Source organism: Glaciecola sp. G7-5, assembly GCF_055808975.1.
This window is the reverse complement of record NZ_CM147892.1, coordinates 3416110-3442698: the sequence shown is the minus strand read 5'-3', so window position 1 is coordinate 3442698 and position 26589 is coordinate 3416110. Positions and strand designations below refer to the sequence as shown.

The 26589-nt window shown below is 42.3% G+C and carries 20 protein-coding genes and 4 pseudogenes; 6 read left to right on the top strand and 18 right to left on the bottom strand.

The annotated features are described in order from the left end of the window. Nucleotides 1-7: 7 nt before the first annotated feature. Genes fabD through yceD form a run of 5 tightly spaced genes read right to left on the bottom strand, consistent with a single transcriptional unit; the run spans nt 8 to nt 3659 of the window. On the bottom strand, nt 8-925 hold the full coding sequence (gene fabD / locus AC0L6H_RS15085; RefSeq protein WP_473389941.1) for an ACP S-malonyltransferase: 918 nt from the start codon (nt 923-925) through the stop codon (nt 8-10). A gap of 31 nt (nt 926-956) precedes the next feature. After that, complete coding sequence (locus tag AC0L6H_RS15080; protein WP_473389940.1) at nt 957-1916, bottom strand: beta-ketoacyl-ACP synthase III; 960 nt, start codon at nt 1914-1916, stop codon at nt 957-959. A 5-nt stretch (nt 1917-1921) separates the two neighbouring features. Beyond that, nucleotides 1922-2938 carry a phosphate acyltransferase PlsX gene (gene plsX / locus AC0L6H_RS15075; protein WP_473389938.1) on the bottom strand — a complete coding sequence of 339 codons (1017 nt, stop codon included), beginning with the start codon at nt 2936-2938 and terminating at the stop codon, nt 1922-1924. Between the two features lie 16 nt (nt 2939-2954). After that, nucleotides 2955-3128, bottom strand: coding sequence for a 50S ribosomal protein L32 (rpmF, locus tag AC0L6H_RS15070; RefSeq protein WP_473389937.1), 174 nt, complete (start codon nt 3126-3128; stop codon nt 2955-2957). Nucleotides 3129-3137: 9 nt separating this feature from the next. Then, nucleotides 3138-3659, bottom strand: a complete 522-nt coding sequence (gene yceD / locus AC0L6H_RS15065; protein WP_473389936.1) for a 23S rRNA accumulation protein YceD — start codon at nt 3657-3659, stop codon at nt 3138-3140. 249 nt (nt 3660-3908) lie between these two features. On the opposite strand from yceD, the gene AC0L6H_RS15060 reads away from it, so the two are divergent. After that, nucleotides 3909-4523 carry a Maf family protein gene (locus AC0L6H_RS15060; protein WP_473389935.1) on the top strand — a complete coding sequence of 205 codons (615 nt, stop codon included), beginning with the start codon at nt 3909-3911 and terminating at the stop codon, nt 4521-4523. Here the strand turns inward: AC0L6H_RS15060 and AC0L6H_RS15055 are convergent. Both AC0L6H_RS15055 and AC0L6H_RS15050 read right to left on the bottom strand, forming a co-directional pair. Further along, complete coding sequence (locus tag AC0L6H_RS15055; RefSeq protein WP_473394553.1) at nt 4423-4893, bottom strand: DUF2177 family protein; 471 nt, start codon at nt 4891-4893, stop codon at nt 4423-4425. The genes AC0L6H_RS15060 and AC0L6H_RS15055 overlap by 101 nt on opposite strands. Nucleotides 4894-4972: 79 nt before the next feature. Continuing rightward, nucleotides 4973-6202 (bottom strand): nucleoside recognition domain-containing protein, encoded by a 1230-nt coding sequence (locus AC0L6H_RS15050; protein WP_473389933.1) that lies wholly within the window; start codon nt 6200-6202, stop codon nt 4973-4975. Between the two features lie 208 nt (nt 6203-6410). On the opposite strand from AC0L6H_RS15050, the gene AC0L6H_RS15045 reads away from it, so the two are divergent. Beyond that, nucleotides 6411-7763 (top strand): M24 family metallopeptidase, encoded by a 1353-nt coding sequence (locus AC0L6H_RS15045; RefSeq protein WP_473389932.1) that lies wholly within the window; start codon nt 6411-6413, stop codon nt 7761-7763. Between the two features lie 473 nt (nt 7764-8236). On the opposite strand, the gene AC0L6H_RS15040 is transcribed toward AC0L6H_RS15045, so the two are convergent. The 6 genes from AC0L6H_RS15040 to AC0L6H_RS15015 form a co-directional block, all read right to left on the bottom strand. After that, a complete protein-coding gene (locus tag AC0L6H_RS15040) occupies nt 8237-9097 on the bottom strand; it encodes an acyl-CoA thioesterase domain-containing protein (protein WP_473389931.1) in 861 nt (286 codons plus the stop codon). Between the two features lie 90 nt (nt 9098-9187). Continuing rightward, complete coding sequence (locus tag AC0L6H_RS15035; protein WP_473389930.1) at nt 9188-11011, bottom strand: protein kinase domain-containing protein; 1824 nt, start codon at nt 11009-11011, stop codon at nt 9188-9190. Nucleotides 11012-11027: 16 nt separating this feature from the next. Beyond that, on the bottom strand, nt 11028-11945 hold the full coding sequence (locus AC0L6H_RS15030; protein WP_473389929.1) for a 23S rRNA (adenine(2030)-N(6))-methyltransferase RlmJ: 918 nt from the start codon (nt 11943-11945) through the stop codon (nt 11028-11030). A gap of 102 nt (nt 11946-12047) precedes the next feature. Continuing rightward, complete coding sequence (locus AC0L6H_RS15025; RefSeq protein ID WP_473389928.1) at nt 12048-13685, bottom strand: dihydrolipoyllysine-residue acetyltransferase; 1638 nt, start codon at nt 13683-13685, stop codon at nt 12048-12050. 11 nt (nt 13686-13696) lie between these two features. Next, nucleotides 13697-14674, bottom strand: coding sequence for an alpha-ketoacid dehydrogenase subunit beta (locus tag AC0L6H_RS15020; RefSeq protein WP_473389927.1), 978 nt, complete (start codon nt 14672-14674; stop codon nt 13697-13699). Between the two features lie 4 nt (nt 14675-14678). Further along, nucleotides 14679-15860 carry a thiamine pyrophosphate-dependent dehydrogenase E1 component subunit alpha gene (locus tag AC0L6H_RS15015; protein ID WP_473389926.1) on the bottom strand — a complete coding sequence of 394 codons (1182 nt, stop codon included), beginning with the start codon at nt 15858-15860 and terminating at the stop codon, nt 14679-14681. 425 nt (nt 15861-16285) lie between these two features. Between AC0L6H_RS15015 and AC0L6H_RS15010 the strand changes: the two are divergent. From AC0L6H_RS15010 to AC0L6H_RS15000, 3 genes and pseudogenes are all read left to right on the top strand, one after another. Beyond that, nucleotides 16286-16849: pseudogene (locus tag AC0L6H_RS15010) on the top strand (protease inhibitor I9 family protein); the annotation flags it as partial. Between the two features lie 374 nt (nt 16850-17223). Continuing rightward, nucleotides 17224-20430, top strand: a complete 3207-nt coding sequence (locus AC0L6H_RS15005; RefSeq protein ID WP_473394552.1) for a S8 family serine peptidase — start codon at nt 17224-17226, stop codon at nt 20428-20430. 7 nt (nt 20431-20437) lie between these two features. Beyond that, nucleotides 20438-20515 (top strand): annotated as a pseudogene (locus AC0L6H_RS15000) (GlyGly-CTERM sorting domain-containing protein); the annotation flags it as partial. A 51-nt stretch (nt 20516-20566) separates the two neighbouring features. On the opposite strand, the gene AC0L6H_RS14995 reads toward AC0L6H_RS15000, so the two are convergent. From AC0L6H_RS14995 to AC0L6H_RS14975, 5 genes and pseudogenes are all read right to left on the bottom strand, one after another. Then, nucleotides 20567-20917 carry a hypothetical protein gene (locus AC0L6H_RS14995; protein WP_473389925.1) on the bottom strand — a complete coding sequence of 117 codons (351 nt, stop codon included), beginning with the start codon at nt 20915-20917 and terminating at the stop codon, nt 20567-20569. Nucleotides 20918-21052: 135 nt separating this feature from the next. Further along, nucleotides 21053-22419, bottom strand: a pseudogene (locus tag AC0L6H_RS14990) (MATE family efflux transporter). After that, nucleotides 22416-23243, bottom strand: coding sequence for a pseudouridine synthase (locus tag AC0L6H_RS14985; protein ID WP_473389924.1), 828 nt, complete (start codon nt 23241-23243; stop codon nt 22416-22418). The pseudogene AC0L6H_RS14990 and the gene AC0L6H_RS14985 overlap by 4 nt, the downstream one beginning before the upstream one ends. Nucleotides 23244-23288: 45 nt before the next feature. Then, nucleotides 23289-24466: pseudogene (locus tag AC0L6H_RS14980) on the bottom strand (vWA domain-containing protein). After that, nucleotides 24466-25302: an AAA family ATPase gene (locus AC0L6H_RS14975; RefSeq protein WP_473389922.1), complete on the bottom strand. Its 837-nt coding sequence runs from the start codon at nt 25300-25302 to the stop codon at nt 24466-24468. Before AC0L6H_RS14975 ends, AC0L6H_RS14980 begins: the two are co-directional and overlap by 1 nt. 250 nt (nt 25303-25552) lie before the next feature. On the opposite strand from AC0L6H_RS14975, the gene cysK reads away from it, so the two are divergent. Beyond that, complete coding sequence (cysK, locus tag AC0L6H_RS14970; RefSeq protein WP_473389921.1) at nt 25553-26515, top strand: cysteine synthase A; 963 nt, start codon at nt 25553-25555, stop codon at nt 26513-26515. Nucleotides 26516-26589: the final 74 nt, after the last annotated feature.

The following is a 26589-nucleotide window of genomic DNA, read 5'->3' as shown; positions in this document are numbered from 1 at the left end:
TTTATTTTTATAGAATATCGCTTGGACTATTCACGCTACGTGTCGCAATACTCTTGTCTATGCGTTTCATAAGACCACTTAATACTTTTCCTGGCCCTACTTCTACCACTTCGTCAACTCCTTGTTTCACGAGATATTGAATACTCTCGGTCCAGCGTACTGGTAAATACAATTGACGTACTAAAGCACTTTTTATCTCTGCAACATTATTACTCACCGCTACGTCCACATTATTTACGATTGCCACTTGCGGTTCTTTAAATTGAATTGCGCTTAATAAGGCTTCTAATTTTTCGCTGGCGGTTTTCATCAAGGCACAGTGCGAGGGCACGCTGACAGAAAGTGGTAATGCTCTTTTAGCCCCCGCTTCCTTTAGGGCCACAGCAGCTAAGTCTGCCGCTTTTTTATTACCCGCAATAACGACTTGTCCAGGTGAATTGAAATTAACAGGCGACACCACTTGTTTGGTTTCAGCTGCAATTTTTGCACAAATATCGGCGATGCTTTCATCATCAAGACCAATAATGGCATACATTGCGCCCTCTCCCGGCGCAACTGCTTGTTGCATAAATTGACCACGGGCTTGCACTAGTTTAACACCCGCTGCCAAACCAATTACATCACTTGCTACCAATGCAGTATATTCCCCTAAACTATGTCCGGCATAAAACTGGGGAGTGAATTCACTTTCTGTGCGCAGCACTTGTAAACAAGCAATACTTGCGGTCAATAGTACCGGCTGGGTAATTTCCGTTTGATTTAGCTGTCCATCATCTGTTTGACTCACTTTGTACAAGTCATATCCAAGCGCTTCTGAGGCCTCTTCGAATACGTTTCCTACCACTTTAAAATTATCTGCAAGTGCAGACAACATACCAACAGATTGACTCCCTTGACCAGGAAATACACAGGCTAATTTACTCATTATTCGGTCTCGTCTTTAATTATTGTTTTATTTAATATTTTACCAGTGCAGAAGCCCAGGCGAATCCGCCACCAAAGGCCTCAAGCAAGAGATTTTGACCACGTTTAATACGACCATCTCGAATAGCGATATCAAGCGCAGTGGGAACAGTGGCAGCTGAAGTATTGCCATATTTTTCTAATATTAACACGACTTGATCAAGTGACATATCAAGCTTTTTCGCAGTCGCTTTTATTATCCTGAAATTGGCTTGATGCGGCACTAGCCAATCTAGATCCGATTTTTGCATGTTGTTCGCTTGCAGACTTTGCTCTACGATTTCACTCAGTTTGGTAACCGCGACTTTGAATACTTCATTACCTTTCATTGAGCCCCAGTTTTCATGCACAGACGCTTCATCGCCGCGCGTTGGGTTACCCACTTTTAACAAGTCAGAATAAGACCCTGCCGCATTGATATGCGTCGATAAAATACCCGGCTCGTCGCTGGCCTCAATAATAGTTGCCCCTGCTCCATCGCCAAATAGTATCACCATGGTGCGGTCTTTTGGATCAATCAAGCGACTTAAACAATCTGTACCGATAACCAAAATACGCTTTGCCATGCCACTTTTAATGTATTGGTCCGCTACGCTCAGGGCATAACAATAGCCTGCACAGGCAGCTGCAATATCAAAGGCCGGTATATTGTCAACTTTGAGAATTTTCTGTATTTCGCAGGCTGTACTAGGTAACGCGTAACGCCCACTTGTGGTTGCACACACAATCATATCAAGATCGCTAGGCAACAATTGCGCAGCTTCAAGTGCTTTTATCGATGCCTCAGCGCCCATTGTCGCTGCTGTCTCATCAGCACCTATCAGGCGGCGTTCTTTAATACCGGTGCGATCAGTAATCCATTTGTCAGAGGTGTCGACCATGATTTCAAGGTCGGCATTACTACGTACATCATTTGGGAAATAACTGCCCGTGCCAATTATTCGGGAATACATAGTCACTAGTGCTCCATTAACTCTTGTTCTATTTTAGTTTTTATTTTTTCCGGAACAGCCTGTTGTGCTTCATTAATTGCTTGTGCTATTGCGTAGTAGCAAGCATCAGATGACGCATTTCCATGACTCTTTATAACCGTAGATCGCAATCCTAACAGACTAGCGCCATTATACTGGTCGGGGTTCATTCTCTGATATAGGCTTTTTAAGAGAGGCAGTGCTAGTTTGCTTAAAATACGAGCAAAAAAAGTTTCTTTTGAGAGTGTTTTGATTTCTTCTAGGAGGTATTTCGCAATTCCTTCGCTGGCTTTGAGCGCGACATTACCGGTAAATCCATCGGTAACAACAACATCCGTTTCGCCGGCAAAAATATCATCCCCTTCTACATAGCCGACATAGTTTAGAGATTCACAGTTTCGAATTAAACTATCGGCGTGTTTTACTAAGCTATTTCCCTTAATATCTTCTTCACCCACGTTTAGCAGCGCTACAGCAGGTGATTGTATACCTTGGGTCTGCTGCATTAAAACAGAGCCCATCACTGCGTATTGAAAGAGGTTTTCTGCGTCGTAGTTAATCGACGCGCCTAAATCTAAAAGCAATACTTTCTTGCTATTTTGTGTAGGTAGTAAGGTACATAACGCAGGTCTAGAAATACCCGGAATGGTTTTTAAGACATAATAAGCCATCGCCATTAACGCGCCGGTATTACCGCCACTTACACATGATTGGGCAATATCTTGTTGTGTTAGGTCTAATGCTTTGCGCATGCTCGATTGCTTTTTTTGCCTAATCGCTAACGCAGGTTTGTCGGTCATTTCGACAATTTGTTCGCAAACTTCGTAACTTACACGCGATGAATATGGCGCTAAAGCCGAGGTAAATGAACTGAGGGTGCTTTCGTCGCCGCATAAAATAATAGACACAGCGTCAAAATCAGTGAGGATTCTTTTTATAGCATCCAAAAAAACATGGGGGCCGCGATCGCCCCCCATGATATCAATTGCTACAGTGACATTCACTTAAATAAGCCTATGCTTACTTAGCTGCCGTCACTTTTTCACCTTTGTAAAAACCATCTTTTGTCACGTGGTGACGACGATGGGTTTCACCAGATGTCGCATCTACCGACAAAGTCGCGCCTGGTAATGAGTCATGTGAACGACGCATTCCACGCGTAGAGCGTGTTCTTCTGCTTTTTTGTACCGCCATGGGTTACTCCTAATCTCGCTTAAGTTCTTTTAAAACCGCAAATGGGTTTTCACGCAATGGTTCCGGTTCTATTTCTCCAAACTGCATATTTTCCGCTTTCACCGGACATTCCTCTTGAGAATGCAATGGTACAATCGGTAAAGACAAGATTAACTCGTCTTCTAGCAGTTCGAACAAATCGATCTCTCCGTGGTCATCGACCTGTACCGGTTCGTATGCGTCTGGTAACTCGTCTGCTTGTTCCGTCCCCTGCACGGGCGTGAAACAAAACTCAGTATGTACTGAGTAGTCAAACACATTGTTACAGCGCTGGCAAATCAGCTGAACTTGTGAACGCATTTCGCCGCTAAAGTAAGTAAGACTCTGCGCGTCTTTTAAAAACTCAACTTTAACTGGCACTTCAGCTTGCACTGCGACCACCGCAGAACTAAATCTCAACATTTCGTTCGCAAAATATACGCCGTCATAACTCGACCGCTTTTGCGCACTTTTGTGGGGATCTAATTTTTTGGGTAGTTTCACATTTGCCATAGCGCGCGCATGATATAGATTTAAACCGCTTTAGTCAAAGCTTTTCATTAGAAATTCAATTAACTATGTGAAGCTTTAAAAGCAAATCGTCCGATAGTCTATACTCGTTTTGTATTGGATAGAGTGGATATTGTATTTAGCTTGCGATTTGAACAAAGCGTTTTTAACGCAAGACTTATGTTCTTAAAACAAATGCGCAAGTGTACAATAGACTACGTAATACATTCTCAGTATAGGTTCAACTCGTATATGGCTTCTCCAAATACATCTTATCCCCCTATTTTGCTTGCTTCGTCTTCAAAATATAGGGCTACTTTACTAAGGCAGCTAGGCTTAGAATTCATTCAAGCCTCACCCAATATAAATGAAGCACGCTTAGCAAACGAAACTCCCCATGCCATGGTCAGTCGATTAAGCGAGCAAAAAGCAACGGCTTTGCGCCCGCACTTTCCTGAACATATTATTATTGCCTCAGACCAAGTGGCGATTACGCAAGGCCAGCAAATATTGGGCAAGCCTGGTAACCATAAGAATGCTGTTAAACAATTGAGTGGAGTTAGTGGGCAAAGCGTTTTGTTTTTAACCGGCTTATGCCTTATGTCGCCTAATAATGAAAAAGGCTTGCAAGTGCAGACCCTTGTCGACACTTTTCGTGTTCATTTTAGACAACTAACGCAGACCCAGATTGAAAACTACTTACTACGAGAACAACCTTATGACTGTGCCGGTAGCTTTAAATCTGAAGGCTTAGGCATTAGCCTGTTCACGAAACTTGAAGGCGATGATCCAAATACCTTAGTTGGCTTGCCCCTAATACAGCTTTGTACACTACTGGAAAATATTGACGTCTCTGTTCTTGGCTAAGCTTACGTTTTGCGTAAGCTTTGAAAACCAAACCATCCGGCAGTTGCGGATACTGAACTAAGAAATACCCCCAAGTCCAATCAATGAGCATTATTTTTAAGCTAAAGCCTTCTATAATGCTATAGCAGGTTAAATTATATGCACCGTAACTTGCCAATCCTAATAAAGCGCCGTCTATTGCCGAATAAGTCCAAGGCTTCTCTCTATTAGGGACAATGGTTAAAACAAAAGTAACACCGCCATACATTAGGTAAAACACCGCCCATGGCCAACTGATATATTCACTTCGTAGCAATGATTGCATCTCTGTTTGATACCACGATGTCGCAAACCAGCCTAACCACAAGGCATCGAGAATGGCAAAGGTCACAAAAATAGCAAACAGCGACACCACAATATTTCTTAAAAACAGCTTAATTTTTTTAACATAAATGCCTATACCCTAAGTTTTATCCAAAAAACCAATAAGAAACAAAAATGGATGCCAGAATACCCGCAAGATCTGCGGCGAGACAACAACCGACCGCGTATCGACTATGTTTAATACCTACCGCTCCTAAATATACTGCCAAAACATAAAAAGTGGTTTCAGTCGACCCTTGCATAACTGATGCAAGTCGCCCTGCAAAAGAGTCAGCACCATGAAACTGCATAGTTTCTATCATTAACGCGCGGGCACCAGAACCACTTAGGGGTTTCATAATGGCCGTTGGAAGTGCATCAACAAAGCGCGTATCAAAACCAAGTAAAGCAACCAAATAAGCTATCTGGTCACTTACAAATTCCATTACACCACTTGCTCGCAACATGCCGATCGCAAACAACATTGCGAGTAAAAAAGGAATAATCGAAATAGCGACTTCAAAGCCTTGTTTTGCGCCATCAACAAACTGCTCATAGGTATTTTGCCCTTTGCGCCAACCAATTATAAGGACGGCAACAATGAAGGTCATAAGAGCAAAGTTAGCGACTAAACTTGATTGACTTGCCAGTTGATCGGCAGCGAGCTTAGAAAAATAGAGCATTACTGCGGCGAGTAAGCTAAACGCACCAACCAAATACACCATAACTACTTTATTGAATAAATTAATCCGTTGAACTGCGCAGGTAACAAATAAACCCACAAGTGTTGATGCACTAGTGGCAAGAAGTATCGGAATAAATACATCTGTTGGTTGGGCAGCGCCTTGTTCTCCTCGATAAAGGAAAACCGCGATGGGAAATAAAGTGACCGATGAGGTATTGAGCACTAAAAACAATATCTGTGAATTGGTCAAGGTATCTTTAACAGGCGCGAGACTTTGCATATCTTGCATGGCTTTTATACCAAAAGGCGTTGCGGCGTTGTCGAGACCTAAAATGTTGGCTGACATATTCATTGTTATACTGCCAAGGGCCGGGTGGTCTCTTGGAATATCTGGCATGATTCGGCAGAGTAAAGGAGCGAGTAAGCGCGAGAATTTTGCAATCAGTCCAGAATTCTCTGCGACTTTAAAAATACCCAACCAAAACGCAAGTAAGCCAATTAGACCCAGCGCTATATCAACACTGGTGCGTGCCATACTGGTAACTGCATTCATTACTTCTTCAAAGCCGCCCATATCACCTGTAATAAATACTTTGATGCAGGTCGCAATAAATGCACTAACAATAAATGCCAACCAGGTTTTATGAAGCATAAGTGCCCTCTTATTATCATTATTACACTCACTTGCTAAGGATAATGAAATAGCCAAGCGGTGTTATGGTCGAAAAGCTATGCCTTAGCAATGGCTTTGTTAAATAATAACATCAAAATTTGGGATTAAAAGATAACATTGTGTTTGGCGCGATTTGATTTACTATTTATACCGTTATCAATGAGTTAATTTTAAATAGGTGATTTTGATGAAAAACAATAGTATCCATTATCGCGTTATAAAGCGCACCTTTATCACACTCTTATTAACATTGGGCGTGAGTGCTTATAGCCATAGTATGATGGATTTTAAGGGCCCCAGCCCTTGGCCTGAAATTCGTAAACAACGTCTGCAACAGGTTCTGCCGCAAGCGATGAAAACGGCCGAGGTTGATGCATGGCTGGTCATTTGCAGAGAAAATAACAATGATCCTATGGCTAAACATGTTGGCTGCGAGAATGCCGGCAAAACAGCAGTATTTTTGTTTTATGTCGACAAAGATAACAACGAAAGCGTAAAGGCTCAAAACGTTGTTTCTATCGCCTTCTCACCCATCGGTGAGGCGACCGCCTTGGCCGATATTGGGCTATTAGATAAGGTGGTAGAAGTCGGACGCGAAGCTAGTGCCTTGGTTGTGGCAAGCGATTTTATTAAGCGACAAAACTTTGGAAACATTGCAATTAATATGTCGGTAGACGATCCCCAAGCAGATGGGATTAGTTACACTCAATATATTGCCTTAGCAAAAGCCCTTGGAGACACAAGCACAAAAAAGCTTATTAGCGCCAATCAACTCATTCAAGAATATTTGGCAATTAAGTTACCAGTAGAAGTCGATATAATGCGTGAAGCGGCTAAATTGACGGCTCAATGGCAAATAGAAGCCTATAAACAAGTTATTCCTGGCAAAACCACCGATGCCGAGCTTGCACGATTTTTAAAACAAAAAATGCAGGAATATGGAGTCACTGATGGCTGGGCCCCTTCGCAAAATCCAAATGTGGTATCGGGCACCGACCGCGGTCACAGCCACGCAACCGACCGGATTATTCAAGCAGGTGATGTGATACAAACTGATTTTGGTATTCGCGTTTTTGATACATGGGTGACTGATATACAACGATTTGCCTACGTACTCAGAGCCGATGAAACAAGCCCTCCTAAAGATATAGCTCATTATTGGCAAAGTGCTAAACAAGGACGTGCAGCTGCCTTCAATGCAATGAAACCCGGCGCCACAGGCAAAGATGTAGACCTCGCTCAGCGAAAAGTCATGACCAATACTGGCTCGATTCCTGTTATGTGGAGTACAGGTCATCCGGTTGGTTACGTTGCACATGACTCAGGCCCAAGTTTAAGCTCGTCTAAGGTGCAGGGAAACAAGATTTTAAAACCCGGCATGACTTTCGCCTTTGATGGTTTTCATAGTTGGATAATGGACAATGGAGAACCAAAAACTATTTCAGTAGAAGAAATGGTCGTAATTACTGACGAAGGTGCTGAATATTTAATACCACCTCAAGACGCGCTGATTTTAATAAAATCAAAGCAGCAACACTAATAATTAGGGCTTTTTTAGTGTTTTTTTGTCAACAATTCAGCGATGGTAGTGGATAAACCTGTGGGTAAGTTGTGCAATATCTGTAGATAGAATGCTACTAAGTAGCCTAAGCATTCTAGGAGTTTTACAACTACCTTATTGAAATGTATAGATATTTAGTAATGTCTGCATACTCAATAAATACCCGCACCTTACTTGACGAAGACGTAATGAAATGTTTTTGTAAGAAAGCCCTTTATTTTTAAATAGTAAATACGGTATAGTAAATATCTAGTTTGGTTTTTATGAATACTTCTCCCCCTATATGGACATTCCGCGGAAGATAAGACGTTCTTAGAGTTTTAATTATCGTTATTTAAATTAAGCTCTGCTAAATATCGGACGTAAAAGTTAGCGCAAGGCTCTTAAATGAGCCACACCCCTAAGCCTGGAACTTTTTGTTCCAGGCCTTTTTAATTAGGGCAAGTGAAAGTTTATTTTTTAACTTGCCGCAAAAGCCCTTCTTGAACTGACGAAGCGACCAACACCCCTTCTTTGTTGTATATTTTACCTTGCACGAGGGCTCTTCCGTTGCCGCTGAACGGACTTTCCATTTCATACATTAACCAATCGTCAAATCGAAAAGAGTGATGAAACCACATCGCATGATCGATTGTCGCTAGGCGCAAACTTTTGTCTTGAACCGCAAGGCCATGAGCTTGTAATGCTGTACTCAAAAAATGGTAGTCAGATGCGTACGCTAGGGATGCCTGATTCAAGGCAATATCAGATGAGGTTTCATCGCTTCCTCTTAACCATAATTGCCTTTTAGGCTCTCTTTTTACCGCTTTAAACGAATGTGCGCCGTCGATGGTGCGTATATCAACAGGGCGGTGAAAAGGTAGGGCTTCTTTCATGCGAGAAGATAATTTATCAAAGTTATCGTCGTAAAAACGAATGTCTTTCTCGACACTCTCAGGCGAAGGTGTTTTTGGCATATCACTAAATTGATGAGCAAGGCCCTCTTCTGGTTTTTGAAAAGAAGCCGTCATATAAAAGATGGTGCGCCCATTTTGAATAGCTTTAACACGACGCGCCGAAAAACTACGACCATCACGTACATTTTCAACTTCGTAAACAACCGCTTTACTCGCATCCCCAGGCAATAAAAAATAACTATGAAAGGAGTGAATACGTCGGTCATCGTGCAGGCTTCGATAAGCAGCAATAACAGACTGTCCTAAGACTTGCCCTCCGTAAAGTGCTCTAAATCCTAGATCCCAGCTTTTACCACGGTATAGGCCTTGTTCTAGTTCTTCTAATTCAAACAACACCTGTAAACGTGCAGTGCTCATATAAGCTCCTAAATCGATTATTTGAGGGCGTAAGTATAGTGAGTAAACAGCGCGATAGGAACCGTTTCGGGCAACAACAATGATGAAGTCTTAAGACTCGTAAGGATTTCTTGGGTGGAAACGCGTTGCCAAGGTCGGTTGAAAATCAAAAAACCGCGTATCTTTGTAAGGAAGTTTCATAAAGCCCGATATACCTAAGCCTTTTATCGTTGGGATATGCTGAATAATTTGTCCAAGCAAGGCTTTAAATTTGGCTTCTTGTGAATGATCCAGCAAAGTATAGTAGCTATGGATTTTTAAATGCTTAGGCAAAGCTTCAAAAATAATACAACCCGTATGGTGTATATGATTTAATTCATGCAGTCGTTCTAGCATATCGGCAGGTAATTTTAAGAGTTCATCAGGGTCTTCACCATCTTCAAAATAAGAATGCATACGTGATTGGTCTTCACCTATAGACACTTTGCTTAACTCGTAGGGAATGAGCATATTTTGACTGGGTATAAATTTCGCATTTTCATGCCTGCGTTCTACGTGCAAGGTGTTTTTTGCATTAAACATACAAGACTTAAACACGCCCTTGCCATCAATGGCGCGCGCTAAAGTAATCATGTTATCGACACTGCGGTCGAAGGAATATTGCATTAAAGGATTATACAATTTGAGCGACGAATCCACATATATCCCTGCCGCTTCCCAACGTATCGCTAAACCACCTACAACAGGGTACTTGCCAAGTCGACTTACCGCTGAGATAAATGCTTTTTCTGTTTCGCCCATGCCGTGCAAATAATTTTTGTAATAGCGGTCAAACTGCGCGTCATCGACGTAATTTAAGTTTGCGTTGTCAAATCCCGCTTGTTCACGTAAAAAAGACTTGCGCGAGCTGTACACAACCGTTTCAATATCTTTGGTCGACTGACTAATCCAAGTAGGTAGCAAACATACCCGCTTATCCTCGACGTCTTTTATTACTAAGCGCGTAAAGTGGTGATAATTTTTGAATAAATAATCGCCTCCTTTTAAGCGTGTGGCGTGATCATCACTTAGCATCGCGTCAAGGCATTCGGCCAACGCTTGCGGTAAGCCTAGCGATGTCGCTTTTATTACGTGGCGGCCAAAACGAGAAGACTGACCTGAGGCGAGCGCATAAATAGTTGATGCTAGTCCTTGCTCATCAAAACGCGGGGAAGAAAGTTTACCGTTTAATTGATCATCACCAATAAAATACACATCGCCTAATCTTGCATTAGTTTGTTGCATGTCGCTGGACATCAGGTCCATCACATTGTTACCAACATGCTGGCCGTCATTATCGAGTTGCGCAAACACCGACGAGCCCCAATCTATCAACATGAGTGTTTGGCTTGAATCGTCCCACACAATATTAGAAGGCTTAATGTCACCATGCACGATGGGTTTCAATGCGCCATTTTCCGAAAATTCTCGCAACTTTAGTAAAACATCGCAGAGACTCGTTAATATACTAATAATCGTTGAAATACGAAGGGGGCCATGCTTAAGTGAAAACTGTTCTAAATCTTCTCCGGGTGCTCGTTTCATCGCTAATATTGACTGACGTTTTATCTTTTGAAAGGCGATGACTTTAGGAATGTTCGGATGTGTTAGTAGGCCTTGCATATAGGCTTCTTCTTCTAGGCGGTCTTGTACGTGTTGCGGCAAGGTTACCTTTGAGAATTTAAACACCCTTTCTTCGCGTAATGCGGACTTGCCAGCGAAGGCAAAACCAAAGGCTCCTTTACCGATTAATTCAACGCCAAAATAGCCGAGTTTTTCTAGTTGCCGTTCACAGAGCGCAAACCAGTCTTTTAGTTTTTTTGCATCTTTGTGCGACAGCAGATACACCGACTGATCGTCGGGTATATAAAAGTGCTTGAGACCTAATTCTTTCACATTTACCTGCGCACTATTAGGGTGACGGTACTAAGGTAGTCACATTAGAAAGCTTGTTTTCGTCGCTTACCAATTGCTCTTGTAAATAAGCGACTATAGACTGTAATTGGCTTTCAAATTGCCAAGGTGGATTAATGATGAGTATGCCTGATCCGTACATTCCCATCTCAACACAAGGTGTTTGATGCGCAAATTGAACATCAACAAGACCCACATTAGATTCGCTCGCAAGCTGTGTGAATGAATTACGCATTTTTTCACTTAAACCGTGCTTGGGAGTGTCTACAATGTTCTGCGTGACCCTATCAATTCGCTGAGGAGACAACAACGGATACCAAATACAAAATATACCGTTTCTCCATTTACCTAGGGCTTTAGTGATGGCATTAACTACTTGCTCATATTCACCCGCTTGTTCGTAGGGCGGATCTATAACAACGAGTCCTCTATTCGGTTTAGGGGGCATTAGCGCATTGAGTAATTCAAAAGCATCTCGTTGATGACAGTGAAAATTCGTAGATGACATCCACTGCCTTAAGGAAGCAAAAGCACTTGGGTGTAACTCGCAAAGCTGTAAATTCGCCTTTTCTACACTGTCGTCGCCTTGTTTTCTTTCTTCGGCCATTAAGGCAAATAAATCTGATGCAACAAGCGGAGAACCGGGATAACTTCCCTTTTCAAGATAAGGACCAATGACCGCCAAATAGTCAGCAATTGCCACAGGCATCCCGTCTTTTGGACTAAAAGCAAAGGCTGCAACCTCATCTTGCTGCACTTGACCTTGTATTTCATAGCAGCCGTTACCAGCATGCGTATCTAAATAAAAGAAGGGCTTGGGTTTTTGCGTAAGCGCTCGTAATAAAGCGCAAATGGTAACATGCTTAACAACATCAGCATGATTGCCAGCATGAAATGCATGTTGGTAGCTTAGCAAAGTAGACTCCTAAAAAAATAAGTACCTAGTGCTAAGGCGCAAGATTATGCACCTTAGGGTACTCGTTAACAACTCGCCCTCAAAGAGCGACCATTACCTTTCTTATTTTAAGTGTACTAGCATTTTCTCTGGATGACACAAATAATCCATCCACAAATTATTAAACTTAACCATCGTTGCACCATCTATTATGCGATGATCGCCCGCCCAATTTACCATCATGACATTGCTCGCATAGACCTCGCCATTGTCGTTAAAGCGTGGCAGCTTTTGGGTTTTTCCTAAAGCGACAATAGCAACATTTGGCTTGTTTATGACAGGGCTTGCCGTAATTCCACCAATAGTGCCTATATTAGAAATACTAATTGAACCATTGCTTAACTCGGCATTGCTTAATTTACCTACACGTGCTCTTTCGATAATACCATTTAATTGCTGCGCCACTTCAAATAGAGAAAGCGACTCAACATTTTTGATGTTTGGTACTAACAAGCCAATTTTAGAGTCAACGGCTACGCCGATATTGTGGGAGCTTAAGTAGGTAAGCTCTGTACCAGCCTCATTTAAACGACTATTGACGATTGGATAGGCTTTCAACGCCAACGAAAGAGCCTTAATAAAGAAAGGTAAAAAGCTAAGTTTTACAGATTCAGCTTCAAAAACGGGCTTAAGGCTAGCGCGCAGCGCGATTAGATTATCCATGCACAATTCATCAGAAACTGTGAAATGAGGAATCGTGCTCATACTTGCCATCATTTGTTTTGCCATGGCGGCGCGAATACCCTTAATCGGTTCTACCCTATCGCTATTTTCTGCACGATCTTGGGCTTTAGGTGCCGCTACCGTGTTTTGGCTATTTATTGGCGTTGGTTCAGTTTTCTTATGTCCTGCAAGCGCCTGTAAAACGTCGCCTTTTAAAACGCGGCCTTTGGCGCCTGAAGCATTCACGTCGTTCAATGAAATATCGTGTTCTCTTGCTAAACGCCTTACCGCAGGACTTGCGATCGCACGATTTACCTCACGCACAGGAGTGTGTTTTTCACCTTGTTGGTAATGGCTAATAGAGGCTAGCTTATCAGTGCCTTGATTGCTGCCAGCGCTAGGCTTAGCTGTTGTAGTGGTCATAGGCGCTTCGTTGTGATTGTTTTGCCTCGTTGTGTCTGCCGGCATCGAAGAAGCCGTGCCACCTATTAATTGGTCAAACAAAGGAGTGTGAACGCCGGCAATATCGCCTTTAGCGTAATGCAGTTTTACAATGCGACCATCATATTTTGCAGGGATTTCAACTACAGCCTTATCGGTCATAACTTCAACCACAACTTGATCTTCGCTAACCACATCACCTTCGCTAATATGCCATTGCATGATCTCGCACTCTACTATGCCTTCACCAATATCAGGTAAAACAAATGCTTCGATTTGTCCTGATGAGTTATCCACTTCGCTTAACTGCGCTTGCCCCCCAGATTCATCAGCTACATTCGTCATATCTGTGTTTTCTGTTTGGCTATCTTTCATCGCGAACAAAGGCGCATGCACTTTCGCAATATCACCTTCTTTATAATAGAGTTTAGCGACCGTACCATTATGCATAGCGGGTATTTCTACCGTCGCTTTATCAGTCATCACTTCAGCTATTGGTTGATCTTCTACAACAGCATCGCCCTCACTAACAAGCCATTTTAGTAGTTCACATTCAACAATCCCTTCACCAATATCGGGTAAAATAAAATCTTTCATAGCTATCAACCTTAGTAGTCTAGAGTGCGTTTAATGGCTTCATACGTCTTTAAGTGGTCTGGCATATATTCCTTTTCATGAGCTAAAGGATAAGGCGTATCCAAACCACACACTCGTGCAATTGGCGCTTCTAAATATAAGAAACACTCTTGCTGAACCGTAGCCGCTATTTCACTTGCAAATCCACCCGTTAATGGCGCTTCATGGTTTATCAATAAACGCCCTGTTTTGTATACTGATTCACAAACCGTCTCTACATCCCAAGGTAATATGCTCTGCAAATCGATAATTTCGCAGGAGATACCGTCCTTTTTAGCCATTTCTGCCGCTTTTTCTACTACCTCAACCTGCGCACCCCATGCTAATAGCGTAATATCGCTCCCTGAAGCGACAAGTTCGGCTTTACCTAGCGGTAATTCATAATCATCCTCAGGAACCTCTCCTACGGCAGCACGATACAATTTTTTCGGTTCCATAAACAGCACAGGGTTGTCGTCGCGGATACTAGCGATGAGCAGCCCCTTTGCTTGTTTTGGATTGCGCGGAATGACTATTTTCATTCCCGGTACATGGGCGAAAAAGGCTTCTGGAGACTGTGAATGATAGTGCCCTCCGGCAATGCCACCGCCGTAAGGAGTTCTTATAGTGAGCGTGCCACAACTAAATTGTCCACCAGAGCGATATCGCCATTTTGCGGTTTCATTGACTATTTGGTCAAAGGCGGGAAAAATATAATCGCCAAACTGAATTTCGGCAACCGGCACTGAGCCTTGCGCAGCAAGCCCATTAGCAAAACCGATAATTCCTTGCTCAGTAAGGGGAGTGTTAAAACACCTACCTTTACCAAACTTTTCCTGAAGATTAGAGGTTGCTCTAAATACGCCACCAAAATGACCCACATCTTCTCCAAAGACCATGACTTTTTCATCGGCTTCCATTGTTGTGATAAGGGCGCTATTGATAGCTTGTAGTAGATTCATTTTCGCCATTTACTTATCTCCCTGCCGTTTTAGGATAATCTTTTGGATACTTCGCAATATGTGCTTCCAATTCTTTTAGTTGTTTTTGCAAATGCCATGGCGGCGTATCGTAAACATCTTCAACAATGTCTTTGAGCGGATTTACCTCTACCTTTTCTGCTCGTTTAAGTGATTCAAGGATGTCTTCGCGACTTTTATCGAGATAAGCATTTATTTCTTTTTCGTCATACCATTTTTTAGCTTCAAGCCAAAGTTTGAAGCGAGTAATTGGGTCTTTTAACTGCCACTTTTCTTCTTCGTCTTTGCTTCGGTAACTGCTTGGATCATCAGATGTACTATGTGCAGCGAGTCGATAAGTCATGGCCTCGATTAGCACCGGTGTGTTTTCTGCAAGGGCAAGTTCACGCGCAGTTTGGGTCGCGGCATATACGGCTAACACGTCGTTTCCATCGACTCTTATTGTTGGCACGCCATAGCCAATACCACGAGAGGCAATCCCATCACCGGCAAACTGTTCATTTGAGGGGGTGGAAATCGCATAACCGTTGTTTCGGCAGAAAAAGATGGTTGGACACTTTAGTACCGCCGCCATATTTAATCCAGCATGGAAATCGCCCTCAGATGCAGCCCCTTCACCAAAGTAACAAATAGTAACGGCAGGTGTACCTGCCATTTTTTGACCATAGGCATAGCCTGCCGCTTGAGGTATTTGGGTACCAAGAGGTGATGATACCGTCATGAAATTAAGCGTTTTATCACCATAATGAATAGGCATTTGACGACCTTTATTTGGGTCGAGTTTATTGCTGAACATTTGGTTCATAAATTGGTCTGTCGTGTAGCCACGATAGACTAATGCACCCTGTTCACGATACTGTGACATAATCATGTCGTCTTTGCTTAGCGCCGCAGTAGATGCAACTATTGACGCCTCTTCTCCGCGACAAGCCAAATAAAAGCTAATCCGTCCTTGGCGCTGAGCGCCAATCATGCGGTCATCTAACAAACGAGTAAATGACATGCTTTTGAATATCTTCAGCGCTTCGGCTTTATCTATAGCAGGCGTTTGTTTACTATTTTTTTCTTGGCCTTGTTCATCAAGCAACTGCAACATTGGGATGTCGAGTAATCCATTAGTAATAATTGTTACTTCATGTGTGGACTTTATGCCGTGTAAATGATTTCGATTTTGCATAACTAGTTTCCAAATATGTGCACCTTTACATTCAATATACGCTTAATTGGCGCAAAGGTTTCTCTTTTACTCACAATGAGTCTATGCTTTTATATTAGTCAAGGTTTGGCCTTTCTGTATTGCTAAATCGGATGAATGAGGAAGTTTTAGCATGAGATTTCTCATTATTTGACATACAGCTTAGGATAACCATCCTATTTGTAAAATATTTGTGCTATTTCCACTACATTTAAGTAAAAACAATTAATCCAAATTACACTTTCAAAATAGCTTACCGATATATACTATTTGGGGCTTGAGCATAACTAGACTCAAAATTTACTGGAAGTAGTTCAGACTGCAGATTGCGTTATCAGTTAAAGGTAACTAACAAATCACGCGAACATAAATTTATAAATTGCTAACACACTTAGGCGGTATACTTAATGACCTTTAACAAATTAACCCTCGCAGCAATTTTTGCCTCATGCAGCGTCTCATTTAGCTTAGCCGCATTTGCTGTGGGCGATGGTCAGCTGCAACCGCCCTTTCATAAAAAAACACAAGTTATCAAGTTTAATAATAACCAGCAAAAATTGGGTGTAAGTATTAACAATGCTGGCCAGCCTAAATTTATTTACGACCCCACATTAGATAAAACATCAAAATATACTTACATTGTTGAATTCAACGAACTCCCCGTTGCTCAAGAAGAAAATGCTATTGCCGAGCTGCTAAGCCATAAACAACAACGACATCAGTTAAGCAGACAACAACCCTTGCTATCGACAAAAATGAGTCGAGATCCACTTTATGCTGTTAATAAACAAATTGAGGCAATCGAGCGCCAACAGAAGGCATTTTTAAAACAAGGCCTTGCACCTTTGTTGAATATTAAAGTGCTCGCCAATTATAAGTTTGCGATTAATGGTATCGCAATTAGGGCGACACAATCACAAGCACAAAGTCTAGCCCAATCCACACTCGTTAAACGAATTCAAAAAGAGCAAAAGCGCAAGCTATATACTGACCGTGGACCTGTATTAGTAGGTGCACCAAAAGTGTGGGACGGCAACGCATTTGGGGCGATACCCCAAACGGCCGGCGAAGGAGTTGTCATTGGGATTCTTGACTCCGGTGTAAATACAGACCACCCCTCATTTGCAGAAGTGTCTGGTGATGGATACGTTCATAGCAATCCAAACGGAGATGGTAATTATTTAGGCGATTGCGCCACTAACTTTAGCAGTTTGTGTAATAACAAACTTATTGGTGTGTATAGTTATACCGATATTACCGGTGACTACGCCGATACAAGTATCTTCCCCCTAATTTACCCCGCAATGGCGAAGACTACGGAGGCCATGGTAGCCATGTTGCTAGTATTGCGGCAGGCAATATTCTGCGCAACGTTGATGAAGTTTTCCCAGCCGAGGGGCAAGAGCGTAGTTCGGGCACACCAACGGGTTTTACGTTCGAGCAAATATCGGGCGTCGCCCCACGAGCTAATATAATTTCATATCAGGTTTGCTATGGTGGCACGGCGGTTATGGAAGATACCTATGCTGATTGTTTAGACAGCGCAATCTTAAAAGCAATTGATGATGCAATTGCTGACAACGTTGACGTTATTAATTATTCAATAAGCGGCGGTGGTGATCCATGGCAAGACCCAGCTGAACTGGCGTTTTTATCTGCTCGCAACGCCGGCATTTTTGTGGCGGCATCGGCAGGTAACTCAGGGCCTGATGTGAGTACGTCTGAAAAAGCAGCTCCTTGGTACAGCAGTGTAGCGGCAAGTGAACATGGCCGCGAAAATGTGTTTTCCAAAGAACTAAAAGATTTCTCAGGAGGGACTAGTGCCCTGTCGTTAATAATCGGCCAAAGTAATTCAGGCAGTTTAACCGCACCCATTGTTTATGCAGGGGATTATTCTAACCCGAACGATCCTGGTGGCGATTCTGCGCAATGTTTAGAGCCCTTCCCTCAAGGTACTTTTGCAGGCCAAATAGTGGTTTGTGATCGTGGTGAAATAGCCCGCATCCAAAAAGCTGTGAACGTCAGAGATGGCGGTGCTGGTGGTTATGTGCTTGCGAATATTGACGGCGGCGAAACCTTTTTAGCAAATGACCAATATGTCATCCCCGGTATTCATATAAATGCAAGTGATGGCAACCGACTCAAAGCATGGTTAGCAAGCGGTACAGACCACAGAGCGACTATAACAACCGGAATACCGAGTCAAATCGTTGATGCCAGTAGAGTAGATACAATAGCGGACTATTCATCACGAGGCCCAAATACACAAATTAGTATCCTTGCTCCGACCCTGACAGCGCCCGGTAGTAATATCTTCGCCGCATACGCGGATGAACAATTAGGCCATGATGGGCATGAACCTGCGGCTAGTGATTATGCCATATTAGATGGAACATCAATGTCTAGCCCTCATGTTGCTGGGGCCGCTGCATTGGTCAAAGCTGTCAATCCATCTTGGGGACCGGACCAAATTCGCTCTGCCCTAGCACTTAGTGCGACAACGGCGATGAAAAAAGAAGATGCGACTACAAACGCTGACTTTTTTGATATGGGTTCGGGCCGAATTCAGGTTGATAAAGCGATAGCGAGCCCCTTGATTATGTCTGAGACTGCGAGCAACTACAGCAACGCAAACCCCTCAAGATCGGGCGATCCTAGAAGCCTTAATTTGCCTTCAATTACTGATAACGCCTGCCAAGGCTTGTGTACTTGGTCAAGAACTTTCACAGCAACGACTGATGCAACATTTGACATCGACATTGTCTCTATTTCTGAGGGCTTAACGATAGAAGCAAGCCCGCAAAGATTTACCCTATTAGAAGGACAAAGCCAACAAGTCACTTTTACTATTAATAGTTTTCAAGCGTCGAAACTAGAATATTCATTTGCCTTGGCCCAAATAACTTCTCCAGGATTACCAGAGCTTAGCGTACCCATAGCGGTGTTATCTTCTATAGGTAATTTCCCACTAGACATACAGCTTGACGGGAGACGAAAAACCGACTCGGTTTTAATAACAGATATTGACGCAATCAGTATTGAAAATTTTGTATTGACCGCTTATCAACCAGTTAAATCAACGGTAGTGGCAACAACCATTACAGAAGATACCGCCCCTAACGACTATCTTGATAATCTAACTGATGGTGTAAATATCACCACTGTTGTTGTGCCCGAGGGCGCTAAACGATTTATTGCAGAGATTAAAGCCTCAAGCGCCCCTGATTTAGACTTATTTGTGCTTTATGACGCCGATGACGATAATCTGCCTAGTTTAACAGAAGAAGTAGCTAGAAGCCGGTCTGGAACTTCTATTGAAGAAATTCAAATAAACTATCCCACGGCAGGCACCTACTTTATTGCAGTACAAAATTTTGAAGGTTCACGTAGTGGCACCGACACTTTTGACATGCGTTATGCGGTTGTCGAGGATCAGTTAGCGGGCGATAGTCTTCAAGCCATTGCTCCTACAAGTTTAGAAGCTGGAAGTTCGTTTGATATGCGCTTGATTTATGACCTTGCGCTAGCTAGTAGTGGGGATGATTACTTCGCTGCTTTTGGCATGGGCAGTACTTCAGGAAGTGACGATTTAGGACTATTGAATTTTGAGATCAATAGAATCGATGACGATGTCGTCGTCACCGGCACGGCTAGACGCTTAGAAGCAGGCGATACTGCGACTGTAAATATTAGGGTCAAGCGCAACCCCACTAACGAGGAACGCGCTTACAAGATTATTCAACCCTTGCCTGTGGGCACACAATTTACAGGTTTTTCAAGCACAAATAATGGCGAAATCATTAATAATGAAATTGTTTGGTTTGTTGACAAAGCTGCAGGGGAAACAAGTGACACAGTCCTTGAGTTTAGCATCCAAGCGTTAGAAGGTGTGCCCGCAGGACCAATAGATATTAAAGTAAACAGCCAATTAATATCACAGCCCTTCACGTCGCTTGAAAGTAGTGACTCCTTCACCAAAGTACAAATTGAGGGTAGTCCAGTGATCAGCCTAGGCGGCAGCAATACGACTTCAGCGAATTTCAACCTAACAGAAACACAAACGCTGACGATCCCTTTAAGCATTGATGAGCCTAACGATGACGCGGTCACGGTTGTGTTTTCTCAAACAGCAGGTCCAAACACAAATGTTGTAGAAGTGAATGGGGAATACGTATTAGTAGCACCGCAAGTGGAAGCGGATACGCAATTAAGCTACGACCTAAGCGTAACTGATAGTAATGGCAACTCAACATCAGGCTCAGTAACAGTAAATGTACTTAACAACCCATCACCTATAATCAATGCCGTAGACGCGCCAAGCAATGCCAACGGTGGCGCATCTATTACGATTAGTGTAAACGCAAGTGACCCAGAAAATGAGGCCTTAACCATTAGTATTAATGGCCAAACGATAAGCGGTACTAGTGCGACCTTTACCACGCCCACCATCGGTGCTAGCGTGAGCTATACAATTGTGGTGAGCGATGGTTTTACCCAAGCCCAACAGTCTGTTACGGTTAGCTTGACGCAAGTCACTACCGCCTCAAAGTAGTTCGGGTGGCGGTAGTATGTCGGGCATATTTTTATGTGCTATGTTGATGATAGCGATAAGACGAAAAATCGAGGGTTTAAAATAATGCAACAAAAAAGAGGACTAACGTCCTCTTTTTTGATTAAGAAATACTAGCTTAGCAACCGTCGGTGCTTTGACCTAGTTTTTCTTTAGTGGCAATACATGCGGCTTTAATCTTTGCTGCAGCGTCTTCTTTCATTTGTTTAGCTTTCGCTTCAGCTTCTTCTGCTAACTCTTCTGCGTCGTCAGCTAGTTCTTCAGCTTTATCGCTTGCGTCGTCTTTCAGTTCGTTTGCTTTATTTTTAGCACTTTCTAGCGTGTCAGCAGCATTTTTCTTTGCGTCTTCAGCCATTTCCATCACCTCTTCTTTGCTTTCTTCAGCAGACTCCTTTTGAGACTCAGTACAAGCAGCTAGGCCAATTGTTGAAGCCAGTAAAGCGATGATTATTTTATTTTTTAGTAACATTGTTATTTCCCTTGTTGTTTTGAAATTGGACGATGGCCTTATTATACCGATAAAGCGAACTTTGTTTTAAGATTATTGCTTTTAATGAGTGTTAGTTGCCTGTTCTTAGCAATATAAGCAACTAAAGCCGAGTGCCTAGCTAAGTAGCATTCTTTTTTGAATCAATTTTACTCGCATGAACATTAATACAGCAGCCACACTTAAGCCGGTGATAAAGCCAATCCAAAACCCAGCAGCGCCCATTTGCGCTACAAATAAGTCACTCAAACCCAGTACAATACCAACGGGAAACCCAACTAACCAATATGACACAAAACTGATAATGAACATTGCCTTGGTATCTTTATAGCCGCGCAAGGCGTTTGCGCTTACCACTTGAATCGCATCTGAGAATTGAAACAAAGCCGCAAGTATAAGCAAACTCGAAGCCGCCACGATCACCTTTTTTCATTACTATAAATACTCGCAATTTCGCTATTGAAAGTGAGTATGGTGCTTGCCGTTACCATAACGGTACTCACGGCCAATAACATCCCTGCCCAATATGCTTTTTTAGTATGCTCGTTACGCCCTTCTCCGATCAAGTACCCAATGCGTATTGCCAATGCAAGTCCAATACTTAATGGCAACATAAAAATTAACGACGATACGTTAAGCGCAACCTGGTGCGCTGCCACTGTTAATGCGCCTAAGGGCGCGAGCAGTACCGCCACCATTGCGAACAAAGTGACTTCAAATAACAATGTGAAGGCAATAGGTAAACCAAGGCGTATCAACTCCTTTATATCTGGCCACGAAACAGGAATAAACTTTTCGTAGAGTCGATACTTTTGTAATTTTTTAGCAAAAAAAGTATAAGCAAATGTAACGATAGCCATTGTGTAGAAGACTAACATTGTAGCAAGGCCACAACCGGCCCCGCCCATCTCAGGCATGCCAAATAAGCCATTGATGAAAATATAGTTTGCAGGAATATTCACTAACAGTCCGGTTCCCATTATTACCATGGTGGGTAGGGTAATAGATAAGCCCTCGCAATAATTTCGTAGCGTTTGATAAACACCAAAGGCAGGGGCAGACAACAATACGTAAAAAAGATAATCACCGGTTTTTTGAGTCAATTCTGGGGGCATGTCAATTGCGGAAATCACGTTGGGTATAAAAAACAGGAGCAACAATACGAGGCCCGAAATAGCGAGTGATAAATACAACATTTGATAGACAATGTTAGCAACATCATGACTATTTTTAGCGCCATCATAGCGCGAAATGATGGGCGACAAACCCAAAATTAGCCCCTGCATAAAAATGAGTACCGGTAGGCTTAGGCCAAAACCTATGGCCACCGCGGCCATATCAACAGAGTCGTAACGTCCGGCCATAATGGTGTCAGACACACCCATCAATGTTTGCGTAACTTGCGCAACAAGTAAGGGCCACGCCAGACTTGCGAGCACCTTAAATTCTTTCAAAAAGCTATCATTATGTACAACCGTAGTCATATTTTTTTAGCGCTATTAAGCTTAGATGTTTTAGATAAAGTTAGTTTAGCTTTGCTTCGCCTTGTGCTGTTTGCATCCCTATTATTATTCGCAGGGGCTTGTACTGCCACTTTTGATGAATCACTTAAAGCCTTATTCATGATGAGCATTTCTTGTTCCGTCAATTCCCGATATTGACCGGGCGATAAGCCTTTTAAATCAATATGCATAATGCGTTTACGGATTAAACTGGTCACTTCATAGTTTAGATATTCGCACATTCTACGGATTTGTCGGTTGAGGCCTTGCTGTAAGACTATTTCAAAGCTTTGTTTACCTATTTGTTTTACCTGACACGCTAGAGTAACCGTGTTAAGTATAGGGACGCCACTGCTCATATTTTCGATAAATTTAGGGCTAATAGGTTTATTCACTGTAACGCGATAGAGTTTATCGTGGGCGTTTTCAGCGCGTAAGATCTTATTAACAATATCGCCATCATTCGTTAGTAGAATTAAACCTTCAGAAGGTTTATCGAGGCGCCCGATAGGGAAAATTCGCTGTTTATAGCCAATTGCATCGATAATGTTTCCACTTACTTTTCGCTCGGTCGTACACGTTATCCCAACCGGTTTGTTATAAGCAAGATAGACACGGTCGCTCTTATTACTTGCAACAGGGGCAATTAATTGCCCGTTTATCGTGACCTTGTCATGTTCACCAATTTTAGTACCAAGTTCTGGATATGCGCCGTTTACTTTTACTTGTTTTTTCTCAATTAGCGCATCAGCTTCGCGCCGAGAACAAAAGCCAGTGTCGCTAATATATTTATTCAGTCTTTTCACGGTAATGTGCTGTTAAACCCTAACAATATGTGGCGATATCGCGACTTATTTCTTTAGTAAAGCCTTGATACCGTCAGTTAAACCTTCCAAGGTCAAAGGATACATCTTATCTTTCACAAGGTCTTTCATTATTTGTATTGACGCATGATATAGCCAATATTGCTTAGGCTGTGGGTTGAGCCAAATCGTGTATTCAAAATGATTGGTCAAACGCTGCATCCATACACTTCCGGGTTCTTCGTTCCAAAACTCAACACTTCCACCAGGATAGGTTATTTCGTAGGGTCCCATGGTGGCATCCCCAATGATAATCACCTTATAATCACTTGAGTACTTGTGAATAATACTATAGATATCAGTTACTTCGTCGTTTCTTCGACTATTGTCTTTCCATACGCTGTCGTAAATACAATTATGAAAGTAAAAAATTCAATGTGTTTAAACTCAGTATGCGCCGCCGAGAAAAGTTCTTCACATTGTTTTATGTGTGGGTCCATCGAACCACCTACGTCAAAAAACAACAACAATTTGATTGTGTTATGCCGCTGTGGCGACATTTTTATATCCAAATAGCCGGCGTTTTTAGCCGTAGAGCTAATGGTATTATGTACATCAAGTTCATCACTGGCGCCCGTTCTTGCGAACTTACGTAAACGCCGCAATGCAATTTTTATATTACGCGTTCCCAAATCAACGTCATTCGACAAATTTTTAAAGTTGCGTTTGTCCCATACTTTGACCGCAGAATTATTTCGGTTTCCCTTTTGCCCTATTCTCACGCCTTCTGGATTGTAGCCGTTTGCACCGAAAGGCGAAGTGCCTCCAGTGCCTATCCACTTGTTGCCTCCTTCATGACGTTTTTCTTGCTCATTTAAACGTTCCTGAAGGGTTTCCATTAGTTTATCGAGGCCCCCCAAAGACTCTATCTTTTTCTTTTCTTCGTCACTTAAAAATTTTTCAATTGCATTTCTTAGCCATTCATCAGGGATTTCTTGATCAAACAAATTTATCGCTTGTACGCCCTTAAAATATTCACCAAAGGCTTGGTCGTATTTATCAAACTGGCTTTCGTCTTTTATAAGCACGGTTCGGCTTAATAAATAAAAGTCGTTGATATCGGCATATACCAGCTCGCTTTTTAATACTGCCATTAAATCTAAAAACTCAGTGATACTGGTTTTTACTTTATGCTTGCGCAGTGTAAAAAAGAAATCAATCAACATTAGCGACGTGCCATAAACATAAGTTTTTCAAACAAATGAATATCTTGCTCATTTTTAAGAAGCGCACCATACAGAGGCGGCAATGCGTTTTTTGCATCGTTATCATGCAAGACATTCGCGGGAATGTCATCAGCTAGCAATAGTTTTAACCAATCGATTAGCTCTGACGTTGAAGGACGTTTTTTCAAACCACCCACTTCTCGTATCTGGAAAAATGAGTTGAGAGCTTGATCAAGTAATTCTTTTTTAATATTGGGATAATGCACATTTACAATTTGACGCATTTGCTCGGCATCAGGAAACTCAATATAATGAAAAAAGCAACGACGTAGAAATGCATCAGGAAGTTCTTTTTCGTTGTTTGAGGTAATTATAACGATGGGACGCTGCTTGGCAACGATACGTTCTTGCGTTTCATACACAAAAAATTCCATCTTATCGAGTTCTAACAATAAATCATTTGGAAATTCGATGTCGGCTTTGTCAATTTCATCAATGAGCAAGATAGGACGTTTATTTGCTGTAAACGCTTGCCACAATTTACCCTTTACGATGTAGTTGCGAATGTCTTTAACTTTTTCATCACCGAGTTGCGAATCACGTAAACGAGACACCGCGTCATATTCATATAGGCCTTGCTGTGCTTTGGTTGTAGATTTTATATGCCATTGTAATAACTCAGTATCTAGCGCTAAGGCAAGCTGCTCTGCAAGCATCGTTTTGCCTGTGCCCGGCTCACCTTTTATTAACAGCGGTTTTTCTAATGTAATAGCTGCATTAACGGCAAGTTGAAGTTGTTTGCTCGCAATGTAATCGTTCGTACCTGTAAAACCCATAGCGTTCCCGTTTAGTTAGTTTGAATTACCGCCAATATACCGCTATCTTTTGCTTAGTACGAAAAAGAAAAACGGTAAAAGCGTCAGTTGCTAATATGATATAGCAAAAAGCACTTTGATAATTTTCATTTAGGCGTCATCTTATTAAGGTTTAAAGTTTACGTAGTTTAACTACATAGCGATAGTAAGAATTATTAATAGGCACTAGTAAAAACTAGTGATACATATTTTAAATAGGGGATCCACAACAATGAATGTATTTGAAGACAATTCATTAGCCATCGGTAAAACGCCTTTGGTAAAACTTAACCGTGTTGTTTCTGGCAATGTATATGCAAAAATTGAGTCGCGCAATCCTAGTTTTAGTGTGAAGTGTCGTATTGGCGCGAACATGATTTGGGACGCAGAAAAATCTGGTGTGCTAACAAAAGACAAGGAAATCATTGAAGCAACCAGTGGCAACACGGGCATTGCGCTGGCTTTTGTTGCAGCATCTCGAGGTTATAAAATCACCCTAACTATGCCAAGTAGCATGAGTTTAGAGCGTAGAAAACTATTAAAAGCACTTGGCGCAAACTTGGTATTAACTGAGCCGCCAAAAGGTATGAAAGGCGCAATCGCCAAAGTTGAAGAACTAATGGCACAAAATCCTGATAAATATGTCGCCATGAATCAATTTGATAACCCGGCAAACCCCGCAATCCATGAGCAAACTACGGGTCCTGAAATTTGGGAAGCTACTGATGGAAAGGTTGACGTATTTATCGCTGGTGTTGGCACCGGGGGCACCATTACAGGTACCTCTAGATTCTTGAAAAAACAAGGCAAAACCATTACCTCGGTCGCGGTAGAGCCTGAAGACTCACCTGTTATTACTCAAGCAATAGCAGGCGAAGCGCTTACTCCTGCACCCCACAAAATCCAAGGCATTGGCGCTGGATTTATTCCAGGAAACTTAGATTTGAGTATGGTCGACGAAGTCGAGCGCGTTAGTAATGAAGACTGTATGGCTATGGCGCAACGCTTGATGAAAGAAGAAGGCATACTTGCCGGCATTTCATCTGGTGCTGCCGTAGTTGCTGCTGAACGTTTTGCGAGCCGTCCTGAGAACAAAGATAAAATGATTGTTGTTTTATTAGCGTCGGGCACAGAGCGTTATTTAAGCAGCCCACTTTTTGCTGGTGATTTCTCAGATTTAGAAGAAGTACAATAGCATTGTAAATCCGCTATTTTTAAAAGTATAAGAGCGCCCTTTTGGCGCTCTTTTTTTTGTTTAAGTTTTTTGAT

Bases quoted from the DNA above. Each gene is read 5' to 3' on its own strand.
- fabD (WP_473389941.1), bottom strand. From the start codon at position 925: ATGAGTAAATTAGCCTGTGTATTTCCTGGTCAAGGGAGTCAATCTGTT.
- AC0L6H_RS15080 (WP_473389940.1), bottom strand. From the start codon at position 1,916: ATGTATTCCCGAATAATTGGCACGGGCAGTTATTTCCCAAATGATGTA.
- rpmF (WP_473389937.1), bottom strand. From the start codon at position 3,128: ATGGCGGTACAAAAAAGCAGAAGAACACGCTCTACGCGTGGAATGCGT.
- yceD (WP_473389936.1), bottom strand. From the start codon at position 3,659: ATGGCAAATGTGAAACTACCCAAAAAATTAGATCCCCACAAAAGTGCG.
- AC0L6H_RS15060 (WP_473389935.1), top strand. From the start codon at position 3,909: ATGGCTTCTCCAAATACATCTTATCCCCCTATTTTGCTTGCTTCGTCT.
- AC0L6H_RS15050 (WP_473389933.1), bottom strand. From the start codon at position 6,202: ATGCTTCATAAAACCTGGTTGGCATTTATTGTTAGTGCATTTATTGCG.
- AC0L6H_RS15045 (WP_473389932.1), top strand. From the start codon at position 6,411: ATGAAAAACAATAGTATCCATTATCGCGTTATAAAGCGCACCTTTATC.
- AC0L6H_RS15040 (WP_473389931.1), bottom strand. From the start codon at position 9,097: ATGAGCACTGCACGTTTACAGGTGTTGTTTGAATTAGAAGAACTAGAA.
- AC0L6H_RS15025 (WP_473389928.1), bottom strand. From the start codon at position 13,685: ATGAAAGATTTTATTTTACCCGATATTGGTGAAGGGATTGTTGAATGT.
- AC0L6H_RS15020 (WP_473389927.1), bottom strand. From the start codon at position 14,674: ATGGCGAAAATGAATCTACTACAAGCTATCAATAGCGCCCTTATCACA.
- AC0L6H_RS15015 (WP_473389926.1), bottom strand. From the start codon at position 15,860: ATGCAAAATCGAAATCATTTACACGGCATAAAGTCCACACATGAAGTA.
- AC0L6H_RS14995 (WP_473389925.1), bottom strand. From the start codon at position 20,917: ATGTTACTAAAAAATAAAATAATCATCGCTTTACTGGCTTCAACAATT.
- AC0L6H_RS14975 (WP_473389922.1), bottom strand. From the start codon at position 25,302: ATGGGTTTTACAGGTACGAACGATTACATTGCGAGCAAACAACTTCAA.
- cysK (WP_473389921.1), top strand. From the start codon at position 25,553: ATGAATGTATTTGAAGACAATTCATTAGCCATCGGTAAAACGCCTTTG.